The following is a 16,746-nucleotide window of genomic DNA, read 5'->3' as shown; positions in this document are numbered from 1 at the left end:
TGGCCTATAATGTATAATGACCTTAGGCATGAAAAAGAATGAAGTACCACAGGACAAAAGCAATCTTGAATCTGCCAATTTTAAAGAACTGTGTTATGCCGTTGATGAAAACGGGGAATACACCACAGAATTAAGTACAGGATGGAACCCTAAGACCATTGCCCTGAACAATGCCATAGAGGCTTTAAATGAGCGTATTTCAGCTTCAAAACAAAGGGTTAAGGATCTTAAGGTGAGCCCCTTGGAATACTATATGGAACTCCATAAAATGGATCTCCCCATCTTAGCGAGCTACGTGGGAATTTGGAAGTGGAGGGTTAAAAGACATTTTCGACCTGCCGTATTTAAAAATCTAAATAACAAAACATTACAAAAATATGCAGATGTCTTCGATATTACGATCGAAGAGCTACAGCGTACCGATCTCTAAACAATGGAAATAGATTTTAAACACAAGCAAGCTGCACACTGCGAGAACGGTGTAGTAGCCAACTTAATGACGTATAACGGGTTTACCGTAAGTGAGCCTATGGTTTTTGGAATAGGCTCTGGGCTCTTGTTTACCTATATTCCCTTTTTAAAGGTCAATCATGCACCTGTAGTATCCTATAGGGCAATGCCAGGAATTATCTTTACCCGATTTGCCACACGGGTCGGAATTAAAATAAAACGTGAAAAATTTCGAAATGCCCAAACCGCCAAGGCCAGGTTGGATGAAAACCTACAAAGAAATAATCCGGTAGGACTTCAGGTAGGCGTGTACAATCTACCTTACTTTCCTGATGAATATCGCTTCCATTTCAACGCCCACAACATGGTGGTCTATGGTAAAAAAGATGGTATTTATCTAATAAGTGACCCCGTAATGGAAACCGTTACCTCGCTTACCGAAAAGGAACTGGAAAAAGTAAGATTTGCCAAAGGCGCCTTTGCCCCCAAAGGACATATTTATTATCCTACCGCTTTCCCGGAACAGCTACAGCTCGAAAAAGCCATTATTAAGGGCATAAAGCACACCTGTAGGGATATGTTGGCGCCCGTCCCGGTTGTTGGGGTAAAGGGAATACGGAAAATTGCCAAACTTATTCGCAAATGGCCAAAGGCCAAAGGCATTAAAATTGCCAATCATTATTTGGGGCAAATTGTGCGTATGCAAGAAGAAATAGGTACCGGAGGTGGTGGTTTCCGATATATTTATGCCGCATTTTTACAAGAAGCGGGAAAATTATTGACCAACAATCAACTCTTGGAGCTTTCCAAAGAAATGACCTTGATAGGTGACCAGTGGCGCGATTTTGCAGTGGAGGCATCACGCATATACAAAAACAGGAGCAATGCCGTAGCCGTTGACCAATACGATCATGTAGCCACCCTTCTTGAAGATATCGCCAACAAAGAGGAAGTTTTTTTTAAAAAACTGAAAAAGGCAATATAAAGTAGCCCATGATCCAAATATCCCATCTCTCCAAAAAATATAAAAATAACGCGGATTATTCGGTGGTGGACCTCGATCTAAAAATAGACGAAGGGGAAATTTTTGGGCTTTTAGGACCCAACGGAGCTGGAAAAACAACACTGATCTCCATGTTAAGTTCTTTGATAAAACCCACCTCTGGCAGTTTTTCCATCAACGGACTAACCTTTCAGAAGAATGCTAACCAACTTAAACAACTAATTGGTATAGTACCCCAAGAATATGCCCTTTACCCTACCCTAACCGCATATGAAAATTTGTATTACCTGGGCAGCATGTACGGTCTAAAAGGGAAGCTTTTAAAGGAAAAGATCAATTTTCATTTGGAAGTTTTAGGGTTGGAAAAATTTTCCAACAAAAAATTGGATACTTTTTCTGGCGGAATGAAAAGACGTGTCAACTTAATTGCCAGTATCCTGCACAACCCAAAAGTTCTGTTCTTGGACGAACCCACAGTTGGTGTGGACGTACAATCCAAAAATGTAATTATTGAAAATTTAAAAAAATTGAACGCCCAGGGAACCACCATTATCTATACGTCCCATCATTTGAACGAAGCAGAACAATTTTGTACAAAAGTGGCTATTATTGACCACGGAAGGATCATCATTGAAGGAGCTCCTAAAAATCTTATTTCCCAATACCCGGAATCACACAATCTGGAAGACGTCTTCTTAACCTTGACCGGAAAAGCCCTAAGAGATCATGCATAAACTTTGGGCTTCAACATATAAGGAATTACTACTCCTATCCAGAGATATAGGTGGATTGGCCATCTTATTTGTAATGCCTTTGGTATTGGTGGTCACCATTACCCTAATTCAGGATAGCACTTTTAGGTCTATCAATGACAACAAAATACCTATCCTTTGGGTGGATTATGACAAGGGTGAGGTTTCCAAAAATATTTACGATGGGCTGGCCGAGTCCAAATCCTTTAATATTATTGGGAAAGAATCGGACAGCGAAGCCAAGGAACTGGTTTTCAAAGGCAAGTATCAACTGGCCATTGTAATTCCGGCCAACCTTAGTTCGGAACTGGAAAAAAAAGTGAATCTTAATGTGGAAGGTCTGCTTTCCAAATTTGGTTTGGAAGAAGAAACGCCTCAATCCGAAAAAGCGGATTTAGAAAAAAAAGAGGTCATACTTTATTTCGACCCCGCTACACAGATGGCCTTTAAAAACTCCATTAAGAATGGGATAGACAAGATGATCTTTAAAATAGAGACCCAAACTATTTACAAGGCATTCCAATCCCAAATAACGGATGATGAAACCGAAGCAATATTTGACACCGAAAGTTTTATCACCTTTAAGGAAGTTACTCCTAGTATTGGCAAAAATGAAATAATCCCCAATTCGGTACAGCACAATGTACCCGCCTGGACCTTGTTCGCTATATTTTTTATCATTGTTCCCTTGTCCATCAATATGGTCAAGGAAAAAAGCCAGGGCACCTTTGTTCGTCTAAGGACAAATCCCGTTTCCTATCTAACGGTTTTAGGAGGAAAAACTGTGATTTACCTTGCTGTATGTCTCATACAGTTTGGACTAATGTTGGGAATAGGGGTTTATCTATTCCCTATCTTAGGCCTTCCCAGCCTTGACGTCTCGGGAAAAATACCACTATTGTTCCTTGTAGCTTTATTTGCGGGACTTGCGGCCATTGGCCTTGGACTGCTATTGGGAACCGTGGCAAAGACCCAGGAACAATCTGCCCCCTTCGGCGCTACTTTTGTGGTTATATTGGCAGCATTGGGAGGTGTTTGGGTGCCCGTATTTATAATGCCTAAGTTTATGCAGACACTTTCAAATTTATCGCCCATGAATTGGGGCTTAAATGCCTTTTATGATGTTTTTTTAAGAGATGTGGGGCTAATGGATCTTGTACCTGAACTAACCCTATTATTTTTATTTTTTGTAATAACTACCGCCATTTCCATTGTGTATAATGAAAGAAAAAATGCCGTCTAAGAACAAATCAGAGATTAGCTTTACCAGTGAAATTAGGGTTCGCTTTGCTGAAACAGACCCTTTGGGCATTGTGTGGCACGGAAATTATATCCAATATTTTGAGGATGGCAGGGAAGCCTTTGGCAGGCACCATGGGATTGCCTATCTAGATCACAAAGCAGCCGGCTACACCACCCCGATTGTTAAATCGTCCTGTGAACACAAACTTCCGTTACGCTATGGCGATGTTGCCACTATTAAAACAATTTTTGTAGATTCACCAGCAGCTAAAATGGTTTTTAAATACGAAATTTATGATCCACAAAACAAATTGGTATGCACCGGGGAAACCATACAGGTTTTTGTGGAAGACGAAGGCGGTTTATCCCTGACCATGCCAACATTTTTTTTGGATTGGAAACTAAAAGTTGGATTATTGAATGAATAAGACCTATCTCTCATATAACAATATTGTGTCTTCCATAGGCTTTGATAGTCCTACGGTGGTGAAAAATATTCATGAGGGCTTATCGGGGATAACATTAATTGAAGATGAAAACCTATTTCCCAACCCATTTTATGCTTCTGTTATCGATTCCGATTACCTAGGAAAGGCCTTCGAAAAATTACACCCGAATGGCGACTATACCCGCTTGGAGAAAATGATGATCCTATCCCTGGATAAAATCATTAAAGCATCCGGAGTAGAATTAACGGATAGGGTAGGCTTAATTCTGTCCACAACCAAAGGAAATATAGATACCTTGGATCCCAGGAGCCCTATGCCAACAGAAAGGGCCTATTTGGGAACTTTAGGGCATATTATCAAAAACTATTTTGGGTTTACCACAGAACCTATTGTGCTTTCCAACGCCTGTGTTTCAGGAATATTGGCTATTTCAATAGCTAAAAGATTTATTTCCCAGGGCACCTTCGATCAGGTATTTATAGTTGGAGGCGATATTGTTTCCAATTTTATTCTTTCTGGCTTCAATTCCTTCCAAGCCATGAGTTCCCAGCCCTGCAAACCCTATTGCAAGCAGAGATCAGGTATTAATATAGGGGAGGTGGCCGCCAGTGTATTGGTAAACAAGGACCAGAACAATTTAGTCCCCGAGGCCGCGGAAGTATTGGGCGAAGCTTCCTGTAATGATGCCAATCATATTTCCGGCCCATCAAGAACAGGGGAAGGCCTTTATCGCAGTATACTTTCGGCTTTTAAAGAAGCCAATGTAGGCCCTCAGGATATAGACTATATTTCCGCCCATGGCACTGCAACCAATTTCAATGACGAAATGGAATCAATAGCCCTGAACAGATTAGGCCTGGGCACGGTGCCATTAAACAGCCTCAAAGGCTATTTTGGACATACCCTTGGGGCATCGGGCCTTTTGGAAACTATTGTTGGTATGCATTCCCTTTACCACAATACCTTATATACCTCCAAAGGGTTCACCGAATTGGGCGTATCACAACCCCTCAATATAATTACTGCACCTACGGTCAAGAATTTAAATTACTTCTTAAAGACTGCCTCTGGCTTTGGAGGCTGCAATACAGCTGCCGTATTTAAAAAGGTTCAATCATGAAGGCCCAAGATCTTAAAATAAAGGAATATTGTAGAATATCCAACAACAGGGTACTGTTGAATGCTCAGTTGCTCTTTGAAGACCTAGGGGGCGATTTCACCACTTTTATAAAAATGGCCTATAAAAAGATGGACACCAATTATCCCAAGTTTTTTAAAATGGATGACCTAAGCAAACTTGGGTTTCTGGCCTCCGATATTTTACTAAAGCCAATAACCCAAGATTCAGAAAAACCCAAAAACATTGCCTTGGTGTTTTCAAATAGTGCTTCGAGCCTGAAAACTGACAGAAAGCACCAAGAGTCTATAGTGGACAAAGAAAACTACTTTCCGAGTCCCGCTGTTTTCGTCTATACCTTGCCCAATATTTGCCTTGGAGAGATAAGTATTAAGCATAGGCTATATTCTGAAAATAGTTTTTTTATCTTTAACCACTTTAATGCAGGTTATCTGCACGACTACGCAAGCAGTTTAATTAAGACTGAAAAAGCGGACGAAGTGTTGTGCGGGTGGATAAACTGTGACGTAGAGGACTATGAAGCATTTTTATACCTAGTTTCTACGGAAGGAAGCATTGCACACAATAAAGAAGAAATAATAAAATTGTACACAACCAAATGAGCGATTTAAAACAAGAACTTAAGGAAAAAATTATTACTCAATTAAACTTGGAGGATATTGCAATTGATGAAATTGCAGATAACGATTCCTTGTTTGGTGATGGTCTTGGACTGGACTCCATAGACGCATTGGAACTCATAGTAATGTTGGACAAGGATTATGGAATTAAACTTACCGACCCAAAAGAGGGAAAAAAAATATTTGAATCCATTGAAGTAATGGCAAATTATATTGCTCAGCATCGCACAAAATAATTCGGTTACATTCAACAGTACAAAACCAAGGTGTTTATTCACTGAATGAACACCTTGGTTATATCCAAGGAAATCTATACCTTAAAATAAAAAATTCATGTCCACAGGAGTAGCTATAACGGGAATGGGTATAATTTCGGCTATTGGAAACAATGTGGCCGAGAATTACAGTTCACTTTTGGAGGGTAGAACAGGAATTTCCCATATTTCCAAAATAGATACCGTGCACAAAGGCAGTATTATGGTAGGTGAAATTGAATTCACCAACGCGGAATTGGAAGCAAAATTGGGTTTAAGCACTAACAACAATTACTCCAGAACGGCCTTATTGGGAGCCATTGCAGCTAAGGAAGCCATTGCTGATGCCAAAATAACCAACATAAAAGCCTACAGGACGGGCCTTATTTCATCCACCAGTGTTGGCGGCATGGATATGACCGAAAAATTTTATTACGATTACTTGGAAAGTGAGGACAATAGAAGGTACATTGAAGGCCACCATGCCGGAGACTCTACGGAAAAAATAGCGGAACAATTGGGCATTGACCAAAGTTTGGTCACGACCATCAGTACTGCCTGTTCCTCTGCTGCGAATGCAATAATGTTCGGGGCCAGATTAATTAAAACAGGAAAATTGGATAGGGTAATTGTGGGTGGTGCCGACTGTTTGTCCAAATTCACTATTAATGGTTTTAAAACCTTAATGATCTTGTCCGACTCCTACAATACACCTTTTGACGAAAATAGAAAAGGACTCAATTTAGGGGAAGCTGCTGCTTATTTAGTGTTGGAATCTGAATTCCTAGTAAAAAAGGAAAAGAAAAAAGTGTTGGGATATGTGGTTGGATATGGTAATGCCAACGATGCATATCACCAAACGGCCTCTTCCGAAAATGGGGATGGTGCCACTTTGGCCATGGAGAAGGCTCTTGCCGTTGCAGGATTGGAGCCAAAGGACATAGATTACATCAATGCCCATGGGACCGCCACCGGCAACAACGATCTATCCGAGGGACGGGCCCTTATCCGTGTTTTTGGTGAAGATGTACCAGAATTTAGTTCCACGAAAGCCTATACCGGGCATACCTTGGCCGCAGCAGGCGCAATTGAAGCGGTGTATGCAATACTATCACTTCAAAACAACATTATCTACCCCAATTTAAATTTTAAAACTCCAATGAAAGAGTTTTCCCTTATCCCGCAAACCACCTTAAAAGAAAAAGCATTAAACACCGTTCTGTCCAACTCCCTAGGGTTTGGAGGAAATTGCTCCACACTTATTTTTTCAAAATAGGCTTAAGAAGGAATTGTTATATTTACATTTGGACCATTTGATCCTTTTAGATATTATATTAGAAATCGGCATTCCCAACAACTAATGGAAAAAGTTTATATTAACAGTATCGGTTCCATATCTGCCCAAAAAACATTTGACAACAATGATTTTTTGGAGGAAATAACTACCTATGAAGACAACATCATACCGGTAATAGAGCCCAACTATAAGGATTTTATTCCGCCGGCAGCAGCTAGAAGAATGGCAAAGGGTATAAAAATGGGGGTAGTTGCCTCTAAAATAGCCTTGGAGGAAGCAAATCTAACAGATATAGATGCCATTATTACCGGAACGGGAATGGGATGCGTTCGGGATTCCGAAAAATTTGTAACCGCCATTTTGGACAACAATGAGCAGTTCCTTACCCCTACTTCGTTTATACAGTCTACCCATAATACAGTTGCAGGCCAGATAGCATTGGGCATTGGGTGCAAGGGATATAATTTCACCTACGTACATAGCAGTGTTTCCTTTGAATCGGCCCTCATCGATGCCTTAATGCAATTAGAACTTAAGGAAGCGGAAAACATACTTGTAGGTGGAGTTGATGAATCCGGGGAACACACCAACGCCATACATAAACTAATACAACATATAAAACCGGAAAAAATAAATTCCAACGAGTTGCTGAATTCCAAAACCGCTGGCGCCGTATTTGGGGAAGGTGCCAATTTCTTTGTGTTGTCCAACAAAAAACAAGATTCCAGTTATGCCCAGGTATTGGGAGTAAAGACCTTTAATACCCTTGCTATATCAGATCTATTGGCCAATCTTGAGGCATATTTAAAGGAAAATAATCTATCCGCAACCGACATTGATATGCTGATCAGTGGAAATAATGGAGACATTGACTACGACAATTATTATACTGAGCTTACCAATGGACCTTTTAAAAACACCCAGCAAGTGGTTTACAAACATCTAAGTGGTGAATTTAACACAGCTTCGGCATTTGGATTTTGGCTGGGAGCCAAAATTCTTAAGACCCAGCAGATACCAAGTGCCGTTGCCATAAACACAATTAAAACCAAGGGCTTTGAAATTGTTTTACTGTACAATCAATACAGAGGTAAAAACCATAATTTCACCCTTCTTCGCCGATGTTGAAGTATCCTATAATAAATAGCCTTTTTAGCATTGCTTTGGCCGCCCTTCTTGTATTGGATGTTTTTTGGGAAATCAAGTGGTGGGCCTATATACTATTGGGTGCTGTTTGGGTTACTTTTACTATTATTGGCTCCTTCCACATCCGCTGGAATTATCATCTCCCTGCCCTGCATTTCAACAATAAAATTCCCGATAATCTGGTTGCCATTACCTTTGATGATGGTCCCCACCCCAACTTTACGCCCAAAGTTTTGGAACTACTTCAAAAATATAATGCCAGAGCATCTTTTTTTTGTGTGGGACAACAAGTAAACTTATTTGGTGGAATTGCACAGAAAATAGTGGATAACGGGCATACTATTGGGAACCATACCTACACACATTCCAACAAATTTGGATTCTTTGGGACACAAAAAGTAATATTGGAACTCCAAAAAACAAATGCTACCATAAAAGAAGTAACCGGTCTTAACCCCAAATTATATAGACCGGCCTTTGGGGTAACAAATCCCAGTATAAGAAGAGCAGTTAAAAAATTGGAACTAAAAACGGTGGGCTGGAACATTCGATCTTTGGACACTACCAAAAGATCAAAAAAAGTAATCCTGAAACGCATCACCAATAAAATAAAGAAAGGCGACATTATACTACTACATGACAGTAGTGAAAAAACAGTTGAAGTATTGGAACAGTTATTGCTATTTTTACAGCAGCACAAAATGCAATCTGTAACTGTAGACCAATTGTTAGATATTGAAGCCTATGCGTAACCTATTATTTTTAATTGTCCTAATTGCCCGTACAACCCTATTGTTCGCCCAAGAAAGCAATATGAACAATGCCGAAATTGCAGAGCTCAAGGCCATGATAAACGAGACGTCCAAGGCCACGAACACTATACAAAGCAATTTTACACAGTATAAGCATCTGGACTTTTTATCCAATGATATTACTACACAGGGCAGAATGGCTTTTAAGGCTCCCAACATGGTAAAATGGGAGTATACAGAACCCTTTAAATACAGTATCATTTTTAAGGACGACAAATTAACAATAAACGATTCCGGAACCAAAAGCAATATGGATCTGGGAAATAGTGCCCTGTTTAAAAAGCTAAATCAATTAATTGTCAATAGTGTAAAGGGCAACTTGTTCCAAGATTCGGATTTCACTATGAGCTACTTTAAAAGCCCAAATTATTACAAGGTCATCTTTATCCCTAAAGACGAAAAAATAAAAAGTTATATCGCCTCTTTTATTTTGTTTTTCGATAAGAAAAAGGCCGATGTTATGGAGGTTAAAATGGTGGAACCCACCAATGATTTCACTAGAATTGTCTTTAACGACCGACTGATCAACAAACCATTGTACAATGAGGTATTTACTAATTAGCTTGACCCTCTTGCTGTTTGCCTGTGCTTCCTTTCCAAAAAAAAATAATCTAGAAAGAATAAACGGCAATAGGCCAACTGTAATCAATCCTTACTTTTCCGACCTTTCCAAGGATTATATCTACAAGGCCAAAATTAATTTCGCTGAGAAATCCTTTGGCGGAATATTTGCTATAAAAAAGCTGGGACAAGAACACTATAGGGTTGTATTCACAACCGAAATGGGAAATAAACTATTTGATTTTTCGTTCATCAAAAACGAATTCAAAATTAATTTTATTCTTAGTGAAATGAATAAAAAGATTCTTATTAACCTGCTTAAGAAGGATTTATTTGTTCTGACCAGTGAAAATCCCAACATTTTGAACCATTACCACAAAATGGGAGATAGCATGTTCTTTGAGACCAAGATAAAGAATAACACTTACTTTTACATCACGGCAGATGAACGCCTACATAAAATACTGGAAACAAAAGGAAACAAAGAGAAATCGGACTATATTTTTACAGAAATAGAAAACGATCATGCAAGGGAAATTAAAATACGGCACAAAAACATTAAGCTAACTATTGATTTAAAAGCCATTTAAAAATGAAAAAATTACTATTTACCAGCCTTTTCCTCACAATTTCCTACACCTTGTTTGCACAAAGCAAGTCGCAACTAGGGGTAAGATTGGGATTGAACAACGCCAAGATCCTGAATTCCGAACTGGATAACAAATCCGGATTATACACAGGGTTGTTTTTGGCGGTCAAATTTACGGATAGTTACACTATGCAACCAGAAATAATATATTCCAACCAGGGAGGTAATGCCAGCTATAGAAATGGGGAAGACATAAATATTAATTATGTATCCATTGCCCTGGCAAATAAATTTTTTGTCAGTAAAAATCAGGGGTTCCACTTTATTTTGGGCCCTAGTATAGACATTAATTTTGATGACAATTTTATAAACCTTATCAATGACAACGGTGAAAATCTAGAAATAACGCCTATAGATCTGGCCGTGTTTGGAGGGATTGGATATGAGTTTGATTTTGGATTGGCATTGGAATTGAGATATAAACAAGGATTGATAGATCTGGATTTCAATGACTCCGGAGACTATGGAGTCAATTCTGAGGAGAATCAATTGAACAGGGTATTCCAAATTGGACTCGCCTACAAATTTAATATGTGAGCAAAATGTTAATAGAAGGACTATATACTACAGAAACTTTTAATAAAAACGAGGAAGGCATATCGGCCCAAATCAAGTTGAACCCCAAGCATGAAATTTTTAAAGGCCATTTCCCAGGAAAGCCTATTATGCCAGGGGTATGTATGATTCAAATCATAAAGGAATTAACGGAAAAAAGTCTTGGGCATGATTTATTTCTATCTGTCGCCACCAATGTAAAATTCATGGCCATTATAAATCCTGAAACGGATCCGACACTTTTAATAGACATCAACCTTTCTGAAATAGACGGTCTGATCAAGGTAAAAAGTACAACCACCTTTGGGGAAACAGTTGCCCTAAAACTAAGTGCAACCTTTAAAAGCGCGGTGTAAATGAAACTTATCTGTTTTCTTCTATTCGTGATTTCCATTTCTCCTTTCACACCCGATCTAGACCAGGTTCGAAAAGATTTTAGCCTGGCCACAAACGACCGTGAATCGGCCCTGGCCTTAAGGGATAAACTGGAAACTGTTTCCAAGGAAGATAACACTGTATTGGTAGCTTACAAGGGTGCAGTTTCTGCATTGACGGCAAAATACACAAAGGATAATGCGGAAAGGAAAGACCTTTTTAAAAGTGGGGTTTTACTACTGGAATTTGCGGTATCCCAAAAACCGGAAAACATAGAAATTAGGTGCCTAAGATTGAGTATACAGGAAAATTCCCCAAAGTTTTTGAAATACAGATCCAACATCGCAGAGGACAAAACTTTCATTTTAAACCACTACGAAAAGACCAATTCTAAAGCGGTCAAGGATTTTGTGAAATCGTATATATTACAATCCACAGGATTTAATACTGAAGAAAAGCAACGGTTTTAACTTCAGTAATTGCTATTTTTGCGAACCATATCTTGTATTTTTCTACAAGATGGAACAACCAAATTACGTTAAAACCGTGTCACAACATACTACATCCACAACTAAAGCTATGGATCAGCTTAAATGCTGTGTGATAATACCTACCTACAACAATCATAAAACCCTAAAAAAAGTCCTTGAAGGGGTGCTGCTATACACCCAAAATGTTATAGTAGTAAATGATGGTTCAACCGATACCACTTCGGATATATTGGATAAATTTTCCAATATCCGTACTATTTCCCTTCCACATAACATAGGCAAAGGATATGCTCTGAGAAAAGGTTTTGAATTGGCTCTGGAACTAGGTTTCCACTTTGCCATCACTATTGATTCCGACGGTCAACACTTTCCGGATGATATACCTGTACTTATTGGCAACCTAAGCCAGGAAACGTCCAAAGACGTACTGTATATAGGAGCGAGAAATATGGGACAAAAAGGCGTTCCTAAAAAAAGTAGTTTTGGCAACAAATTTTCCAATTTCTGGTTTTGGGTCGAAACTGGAATTAAACTACAGGACACCCAATCCGGATATAGACTATATCCCATACTGGCTTTAAAGGATATCAAATTCTTTACAAAAAAATTCGAGTTTGAAATCGAAGCAATCGTGAAGGCTGCATGGAACGGAATAGAAGTGAAGAATATTCCCATAAAAGTAACCTATGATGTTACCGAAAGGGTATCCCATTTTAGACCCTTTACCGATTTTTCAAGAATTAGCCTGTTAAACACCTACTTGGTAATTCTGACCCTTCTCTATATTTTTCCACGTGATTTAATTCGAAAAATAAAAAAAAAAGGAATTAAAAGATTTTTCCATGAAGACTTTCTAGGCAGTAATGATTCCCATGAAAAAAAGGCGCTTTCCATAGCATTGGGAGTGCTTATTGGTCTATCGCCTTTATGGGGCTTCCAGACCTTGATAGTTATTTTCTTGGCGGTTTTATTTAAACTGAACAAGACCATTGCCTTCGCTTTTTCCAACGTAAGCTTCGCTCCTTTTATACCCTTTGTGCTATTTATCAGCCTTAAAATTGGCCACTGGGTCCTGGGTACCGAGTTCAATTTTACGTTTGAGGAGGCAGGCGCCAATTTTGAAGTAATAAAACATCTAAAATCCTATATAATCGGTAGCATAACCCTTTCCCTTATTGGATCTTTTACCGCAGGAATATGCGGTTATATTATTTTGAATATTTTTGATAGGAAAAAAATTGCACTTAAAAATGGGTAGTTTTTTATATAGGGTTTATCAATATGTGGCCAAGAAAAGACTGCTTAGCGGCATTGGTCTCTTGGTTCTTTTTTTAATCCTTATATATTTTGCTTTCAAAATTGAATTCGAGGAAGACATAACCAAGCTTATCCCCAGTAATAGCAAGACAGAAGAAGTTCAAAAAGTATTAAAATCGGTAAATTTTTCAGATAAGATCATCGTCAATATTGTGCGCCAACCAGGGGCGCCTATTGAAGAACTAACAAGGTATGCAAATGATTTCCTGGATAGTATAGCCAAAAAATCTTCTTCACATATAAAAAAAATCCAGGGCAAAATAGATGACGGAGATCTGGGAAACACCATGGGGTTTGTCTATGACAATGCTCCTCTGCTTTTGGACAGGGAGGATTACAATACCATTTCAAAAAAACTTGACAAGGACAGCATTGCCAAAATCACACAAAAAAACTACAGAACATTAATTTCCCCTTCCGGAATCGTTGCCAAGGAAATGATTCTGAAAGACCCCCTCGGCATTTCTTTTATCGCCTTAAAAAAATTAAGTCGCTTGGGCATAGGGGATCAGTTTACCCTAAAGGATGGTTTTCTTCTGAGCAAGGATCTTCAAAATATATTATTATTTATTACTCCTGCCCACCCTTCCAGCGAAACCGTGGAAAACACCAAATTTGTGACGGAACTTTATGAAACCCAGGATCAATTGGACCAGTTGTTTCAAGACAGGGTTAAAAGTGAATATTATGGGGCCACCCTAATAGCTGTTGCCAACGCACAACAGATCAAAAAGGATATTCGCCTTACGGTCACTATTGCCTTATCTATTTTAATGGGAATCCTTATCCTATTTTACAGAAAATTAACCATTCCCATTATACTATTCGCCCCTACCCTTTTTGGTGCAACACTATCCGTTGCCGTACTGTATTTGACCAGGGGGAAGATTTCTGCCATTTCCTTGGGGATAGGTTCCGTACTGCTAGGGGTTACCTTGGATTATTCCTTGCACATACTAACCCAAATAAGAAATAACCCCTCTATAAAGACACTCTACTCAGATGTGGCCCAGCCCGTTATTATGAGTAGTATTACCACTGCCCTAGCCTTTTTGTGCCTTCTTTTCCTAGACTCGCAAGCCCTACAGGACCTTGGTATATTTGCTGCTGTCAGCGTAATTGGCTCCTGTATTTTCGCACTCCTTATCATACCCCATGTCTATAGGAATACTGACAATCTTAAAGTAAAGTACACCCTCTTGGATAAAATAGCCTCCTACAACCTTCATAAAAACAAATGGAGCATATCTATCCTTGTAGGTCTCTTGATTGCCAGTATATTTTTTCATGATAAGGTGATTTTCAATAAGGATATTGCCAAACTCAACTATGAGCCTGCAGCCTTGGTACAAGCTAGGGAAAGACTGGATGCCCTTACCAATATGTCTTCCAAATCCATTTATTTGGCCTCCTATGGAGAAGATGGCGAAAAGGTCCTTCAAAACAACAATACTATATCCCATGAATTGGACAGCCTAAAAAATAATGGAGAAATACTAAGTTTTAGCTCTATAGGTAACCTAGTCCTGTCCCAAAAAAATCAGCAAGAAAAAATTGAGCTTTGGAAGGAATTTTGGAACAAGGAAATCATTGAAAATACTAAGAAAAATCTTGTGGAAAGTGGCACTGAATTAGGATTTAAGCCCAGCTCTTTCGATCAATTCTATTCCTTTCTCAACAAAGATTTTAGACTGTTGAATATTGAAGATTACAGTAGTGTAGCTGCCTTGCCAATTGATGACTACCTGGTTACCGACAATAATTTTACCACTGTTACCTCACTGATTAAATTAAAGGAGGGAAATGAGGAAAAATTAAAGCAAATTTTTAGAGCTTACCCCAAAACATTGGTAATAGACAGGCAGGAAATGAACGAGATGTTTTTAGGCAATCTCAAAAATGATTTCAATAAACTAATTGGTTACTCCCTTGGTATAGTAGTACTGATCCTGTTCTTTTTCTTTAGGAGCTTTTCCCTGGTTTTGGTTACCAGCATCCCCATACTGCTGACCTGGTGGCTGACCATTGGCATTATGGGGATGTTCCATATAGAATTCAACATCTTTAACATCATTATCTCAACCTTTATATTTGGCTTGGGAATAGATTACAGCATATTCATAACAACCGGACTGCTCAAGGAGTATGGTAAAGGGGAAAAAGTACTCAGAACACACAGAACCTCTATTCTTCTTTCGGCCATTACTACAGTGTTGGGAATTGGCGTGCTAATTTTTGCCAAACACCCTGCCTTACATTCCATTAGCCTCGTATCCCTCATAGGTATCCTATCTGCGGTTTTTGTAGCTTTCACCATACAACCACTGTTATTTTTACTCTTTATTGGGAGTAAGGAAAAACGTCCTATTAGCCTTCGTTTACTTATTCATTCCGTCCTTTCCTTTGGTTATTATGGTTCCGGCGGACTACTCTTGTCCATATGGAGTGTTACCTTTATGAAAATACTGCCCTTTAAGAAAAAAGTCAAAATGAAATGGTTCCATAGGACCATTTCTAAATTCATGAAATCGGTACTGTATACCAATCCCTTTGTTAGTAAAAAAATTATCAATACATCAGGGGAGGATTTTAATAAACCTGCCATAATCATAGCAAACCACACCTCCTTTTTAGATATTTTGGCCGTAGGTATGTTGTATCCGAAGATTATTTATTTGGTAAACGACTGGGTGTATAAATCACCCATTTTTGGAAAGGCCGTGCAACTGGCCGGATTTTATCCGGTGTCCGAAGGGATAGATAATGGCCTTGAACATTTAAGAAACAAGGTTGCCCAAGGATACTCATTAATGGCTTTCCCTGAAGGCACAAGGTCTCGGACCAACAAAATAAGACGATTCCATAAAGGAGCCTTTTATTTGGCGGAGAAGTTTAACATGGATATTGTTCCTGTTTTGATACACGGAAATTCGGAAGTGCTTCCCAAAGGAAGTTTTGTTATAAAAAATGGCAGTATAACCGTAAAGATCTTGGATAGAATTTCACCCGAGCAACTAGACTACGGCAAAACTTACAGGGAGCGCAATAAAAAAATCGCAGCCCATTTCAGGTCCGAATTCCAGACACTAAGGAATGATGTGGAAGGGGATACCTATTTCATGAGAACAATTCTTGAGGATTATCGATACAAAGGGGATAATATCTACCGTGCAGTAAAAAAAGATTTAAAAATAAACTCAAAAATTTACGCCCTCCTCTCAAAACGTATTGGAACCTCTGATTCTATAATTCATCTTTCAAAAGATTACGGGCAACTGGATTTTCTATTATCTTTAAATGCCGTAGATCGCAAAATTTACGCCTATTTGGAGGATGAGGAGATAAGGCCTATTGTAGAGAACAGTTTTATTTACCAACAAATAGCCAAGTTAAACCTGGCAGAATCCATTGATGAGGCTGTGGCACAGCCAGCGGATATAATGATCATTGATTTGGAAATACAGGACCCGGATAGCCTGGCACCAACAATAAAAAATAATATCAGGCTACTGATATTGGTAAAGGACGGAGCAAAATTGTTGGAAAGAATTATATTGTCCACAGACTTTAAAAATGTCTTTGAAAATGATAATCTTATTATCTTAGAAAAAAACAAGGACCTGGAATAAGCTGTA

18 protein-coding genes are annotated in these 16,746 nt (G+C 38.8%); all 18 read left to right on the top strand.

What is annotated here, in order from left to right:
• The first annotated feature begins 28 nt into the window (after positions 1-28).
• The 18 genes from MWU82_RS06675 to MWU82_RS06590 all read left to right on the top strand — a co-directional run bounded on the left by MWU82_RS06675 (position 29) and on the right by MWU82_RS06590 (position 16,740).
• Positions 29-430 (top strand): hypothetical protein, encoded by a 402-nt coding sequence (locus tag MWU82_RS06675; protein ID WP_215946435.1) that lies wholly within the window; start codon positions 29-31, stop codon positions 428-430.
• Positions 431-433: 3 nt separating this feature from the next.
• Entirely contained in the window at positions 434-1,435 is a 1,002-nt protein-coding gene (locus MWU82_RS06670; protein WP_215946434.1) for a BtrH N-terminal domain-containing protein, read from the top strand.
• Between the two features lie 8 nt (positions 1,436-1,443).
• Positions 1,444-2,187 (top strand): ABC transporter ATP-binding protein, encoded by a 744-nt coding sequence (locus tag MWU82_RS06665; protein ID WP_215946433.1) that lies wholly within the window; start codon positions 1,444-1,446, stop codon positions 2,185-2,187.
• A complete protein-coding gene (locus MWU82_RS06660) occupies positions 2,180-3,448 on the top strand; it encodes an ABC transporter permease (protein WP_215946432.1) in 1,269 nt (422 codons plus the stop codon). The genes MWU82_RS06665 and MWU82_RS06660 overlap by 8 nt, the downstream gene beginning before the upstream one ends.
• The gene (locus MWU82_RS06655) at positions 3,438-3,875 is read left to right on the top strand and encodes a thioesterase family protein (protein WP_247095768.1); all 438 of its coding nucleotides are present in this window, start codon (positions 3,438-3,440) and stop codon (positions 3,873-3,875) included. Before MWU82_RS06660 ends, MWU82_RS06655 begins: the two co-directional genes overlap by 11 nt.
• Positions 3,868-5,016 (top strand): beta-ketoacyl synthase N-terminal-like domain-containing protein, encoded by a 1,149-nt coding sequence (locus tag MWU82_RS06650; RefSeq protein ID WP_247095766.1) that lies wholly within the window; start codon positions 3,868-3,870, stop codon positions 5,014-5,016. The genes MWU82_RS06655 and MWU82_RS06650 overlap by 8 nt, the downstream gene beginning before the upstream one ends.
• Positions 5,013-5,636, top strand: coding sequence for a 3-oxoacyl-ACP synthase (locus tag MWU82_RS06645; RefSeq protein WP_215946429.1), 624 nt, complete (start codon positions 5,013-5,015; stop codon positions 5,634-5,636). Before MWU82_RS06650 ends, MWU82_RS06645 begins: the two co-directional genes overlap by 4 nt.
• Positions 5,633-5,890, top strand: a complete 258-nt coding sequence (locus tag MWU82_RS06640; protein WP_215946428.1) for a phosphopantetheine-binding protein — start codon at positions 5,633-5,635, stop codon at positions 5,888-5,890. The genes MWU82_RS06645 and MWU82_RS06640 overlap by 4 nt, the downstream gene beginning before the upstream one ends.
• A gap of 97 nt (positions 5,891-5,987) precedes the next feature.
• Positions 5,988-7,184: a beta-ketoacyl-[acyl-carrier-protein] synthase family protein gene (locus MWU82_RS06635; RefSeq protein ID WP_215946427.1), complete on the top strand. Its 1,197-nt coding sequence runs from the start codon at positions 5,988-5,990 to the stop codon at positions 7,182-7,184.
• Positions 7,185-7,268: 84 nt separating this feature from the next.
• The gene (locus tag MWU82_RS06630; RefSeq protein WP_247095764.1) at positions 7,269-8,333 is read left to right on the top strand and encodes a beta-ketoacyl synthase N-terminal-like domain-containing protein; all 1,065 of its coding nucleotides are present in this window, start codon (positions 7,269-7,271) and stop codon (positions 8,331-8,333) included.
• Positions 8,327-9,103, top strand: a complete 777-nt coding sequence (locus MWU82_RS06625; protein WP_215946426.1) for a polysaccharide deacetylase family protein — start codon at positions 8,327-8,329, stop codon at positions 9,101-9,103. The genes MWU82_RS06630 and MWU82_RS06625 overlap by 7 nt, the downstream gene beginning before the upstream one ends.
• On the top strand, positions 9,096-9,725 hold the full coding sequence (locus MWU82_RS06620; RefSeq protein ID WP_247095763.1) for an outer membrane lipoprotein carrier protein LolA: 630 nt from the start codon (positions 9,096-9,098) through the stop codon (positions 9,723-9,725). The genes MWU82_RS06625 and MWU82_RS06620 overlap by 8 nt, the downstream gene beginning before the upstream one ends.
• Positions 9,706-10,314, top strand: coding sequence for a hypothetical protein (locus MWU82_RS06615; protein WP_247095761.1), 609 nt, complete (start codon positions 9,706-9,708; stop codon positions 10,312-10,314). Before MWU82_RS06620 ends, MWU82_RS06615 begins: the two co-directional genes overlap by 20 nt.
• Positions 10,315-10,316: 2 nt before the next feature.
• Complete coding sequence (locus tag MWU82_RS06610) at positions 10,317-10,910, top strand: porin family protein (protein WP_247095759.1); 594 nt, start codon at positions 10,317-10,319, stop codon at positions 10,908-10,910.
• Positions 10,911-10,915: 5 nt separating this feature from the next.
• On the top strand, positions 10,916-11,284 hold the full coding sequence (locus MWU82_RS06605) for a 3-hydroxyacyl-ACP dehydratase (RefSeq protein ID WP_247095758.1): 369 nt from the start codon (positions 10,916-10,918) through the stop codon (positions 11,282-11,284).
• Entirely contained in the window at positions 11,285-11,773 is a 489-nt protein-coding gene (locus MWU82_RS06600) for a hypothetical protein (protein WP_215946422.1), read from the top strand.
• Positions 11,774-11,882: 109 nt separating this feature from the next.
• Positions 11,883-13,052 carry a DUF2062 domain-containing protein gene (locus MWU82_RS06595; protein ID WP_247095756.1) on the top strand — a complete coding sequence of 390 codons (1,170 nt, stop codon included), beginning with the start codon at positions 11,883-11,885 and terminating at the stop codon, positions 13,050-13,052.
• Positions 13,045-16,740 (top strand): MMPL family transporter, encoded by a 3,696-nt coding sequence (locus MWU82_RS06590; protein WP_247095755.1) that lies wholly within the window; start codon positions 13,045-13,047, stop codon positions 16,738-16,740. The genes MWU82_RS06595 and MWU82_RS06590 overlap by 8 nt, the downstream gene beginning before the upstream one ends.
• The last annotated feature ends 6 nt before the right edge of the window (positions 16,741-16,746 follow it).

Origin of the sequence: Arenibacter sp. S6351L, assembly GCF_023016025.1 — a bacterium.
In the GTDB taxonomy this organism is placed as follows: domain Bacteria; phylum Bacteroidota; class Bacteroidia; order Flavobacteriales; family Flavobacteriaceae; genus Arenibacter; species Arenibacter algicola_B.
Note: the sequence above shows the minus strand (reverse complement) of the source record. Positions and strands in the feature narration are given on the sequence as shown.

Excerpts from the sequence above, each read along its gene's own strand:
- MWU82_RS06670 (WP_215946434.1), top strand. The coding sequence starts at position 434 with ATGGAAATAGATTTTAAACACAAGCAAGCTGCACACTGCGAGAACGGT.
- MWU82_RS06650 (WP_247095766.1), top strand. The coding sequence starts at position 3,868 with ATGAATAAGACCTATCTCTCATATAACAATATTGTGTCTTCCATAGGC.
- MWU82_RS06610 (WP_247095759.1), top strand. The coding sequence starts at position 10,317 with ATGAAAAAATTACTATTTACCAGCCTTTTCCTCACAATTTCCTACACC.
- MWU82_RS06655 (WP_247095768.1), top strand. The coding sequence starts at position 3,438 with ATGCCGTCTAAGAACAAATCAGAGATTAGCTTTACCAGTGAAATTAGG.
- MWU82_RS06590 (WP_247095755.1), top strand. The coding sequence starts at position 13,045 with ATGGGTAGTTTTTTATATAGGGTTTATCAATATGTGGCCAAGAAAAGA.
- MWU82_RS06600 (WP_215946422.1), top strand. The coding sequence starts at position 11,285 with ATGAAACTTATCTGTTTTCTTCTATTCGTGATTTCCATTTCTCCTTTC.
- MWU82_RS06630 (WP_247095764.1), top strand. The coding sequence starts at position 7,269 with ATGGAAAAAGTTTATATTAACAGTATCGGTTCCATATCTGCCCAAAAA.
- MWU82_RS06625 (WP_215946426.1), top strand. The coding sequence starts at position 8,327 with ATGTTGAAGTATCCTATAATAAATAGCCTTTTTAGCATTGCTTTGGCC.
- MWU82_RS06665 (WP_215946433.1), top strand. The coding sequence starts at position 1,444 with ATGATCCAAATATCCCATCTCTCCAAAAAATATAAAAATAACGCGGAT.
- MWU82_RS06620 (WP_247095763.1), top strand. The coding sequence starts at position 9,096 with ATGCGTAACCTATTATTTTTAATTGTCCTAATTGCCCGTACAACCCTA.
- MWU82_RS06635 (WP_215946427.1), top strand. The coding sequence starts at position 5,988 with ATGTCCACAGGAGTAGCTATAACGGGAATGGGTATAATTTCGGCTATT.
- MWU82_RS06675 (WP_215946435.1), top strand. The coding sequence starts at position 29 with ATGAAAAAGAATGAAGTACCACAGGACAAAAGCAATCTTGAATCTGCC.
- MWU82_RS06645 (WP_215946429.1), top strand. The coding sequence starts at position 5,013 with ATGAAGGCCCAAGATCTTAAAATAAAGGAATATTGTAGAATATCCAAC.
- MWU82_RS06605 (WP_247095758.1), top strand. The coding sequence starts at position 10,916 with ATGTTAATAGAAGGACTATATACTACAGAAACTTTTAATAAAAACGAG.
- MWU82_RS06595 (WP_247095756.1), top strand. The coding sequence starts at position 11,883 with ATGGATCAGCTTAAATGCTGTGTGATAATACCTACCTACAACAATCAT.
- MWU82_RS06615 (WP_247095761.1), top strand. The coding sequence starts at position 9,706 with ATGAGGTATTTACTAATTAGCTTGACCCTCTTGCTGTTTGCCTGTGCT.
- MWU82_RS06660 (WP_215946432.1), top strand. The coding sequence starts at position 2,180 with ATGCATAAACTTTGGGCTTCAACATATAAGGAATTACTACTCCTATCC.
- MWU82_RS06640 (WP_215946428.1), top strand. The coding sequence starts at position 5,633 with ATGAGCGATTTAAAACAAGAACTTAAGGAAAAAATTATTACTCAATTA.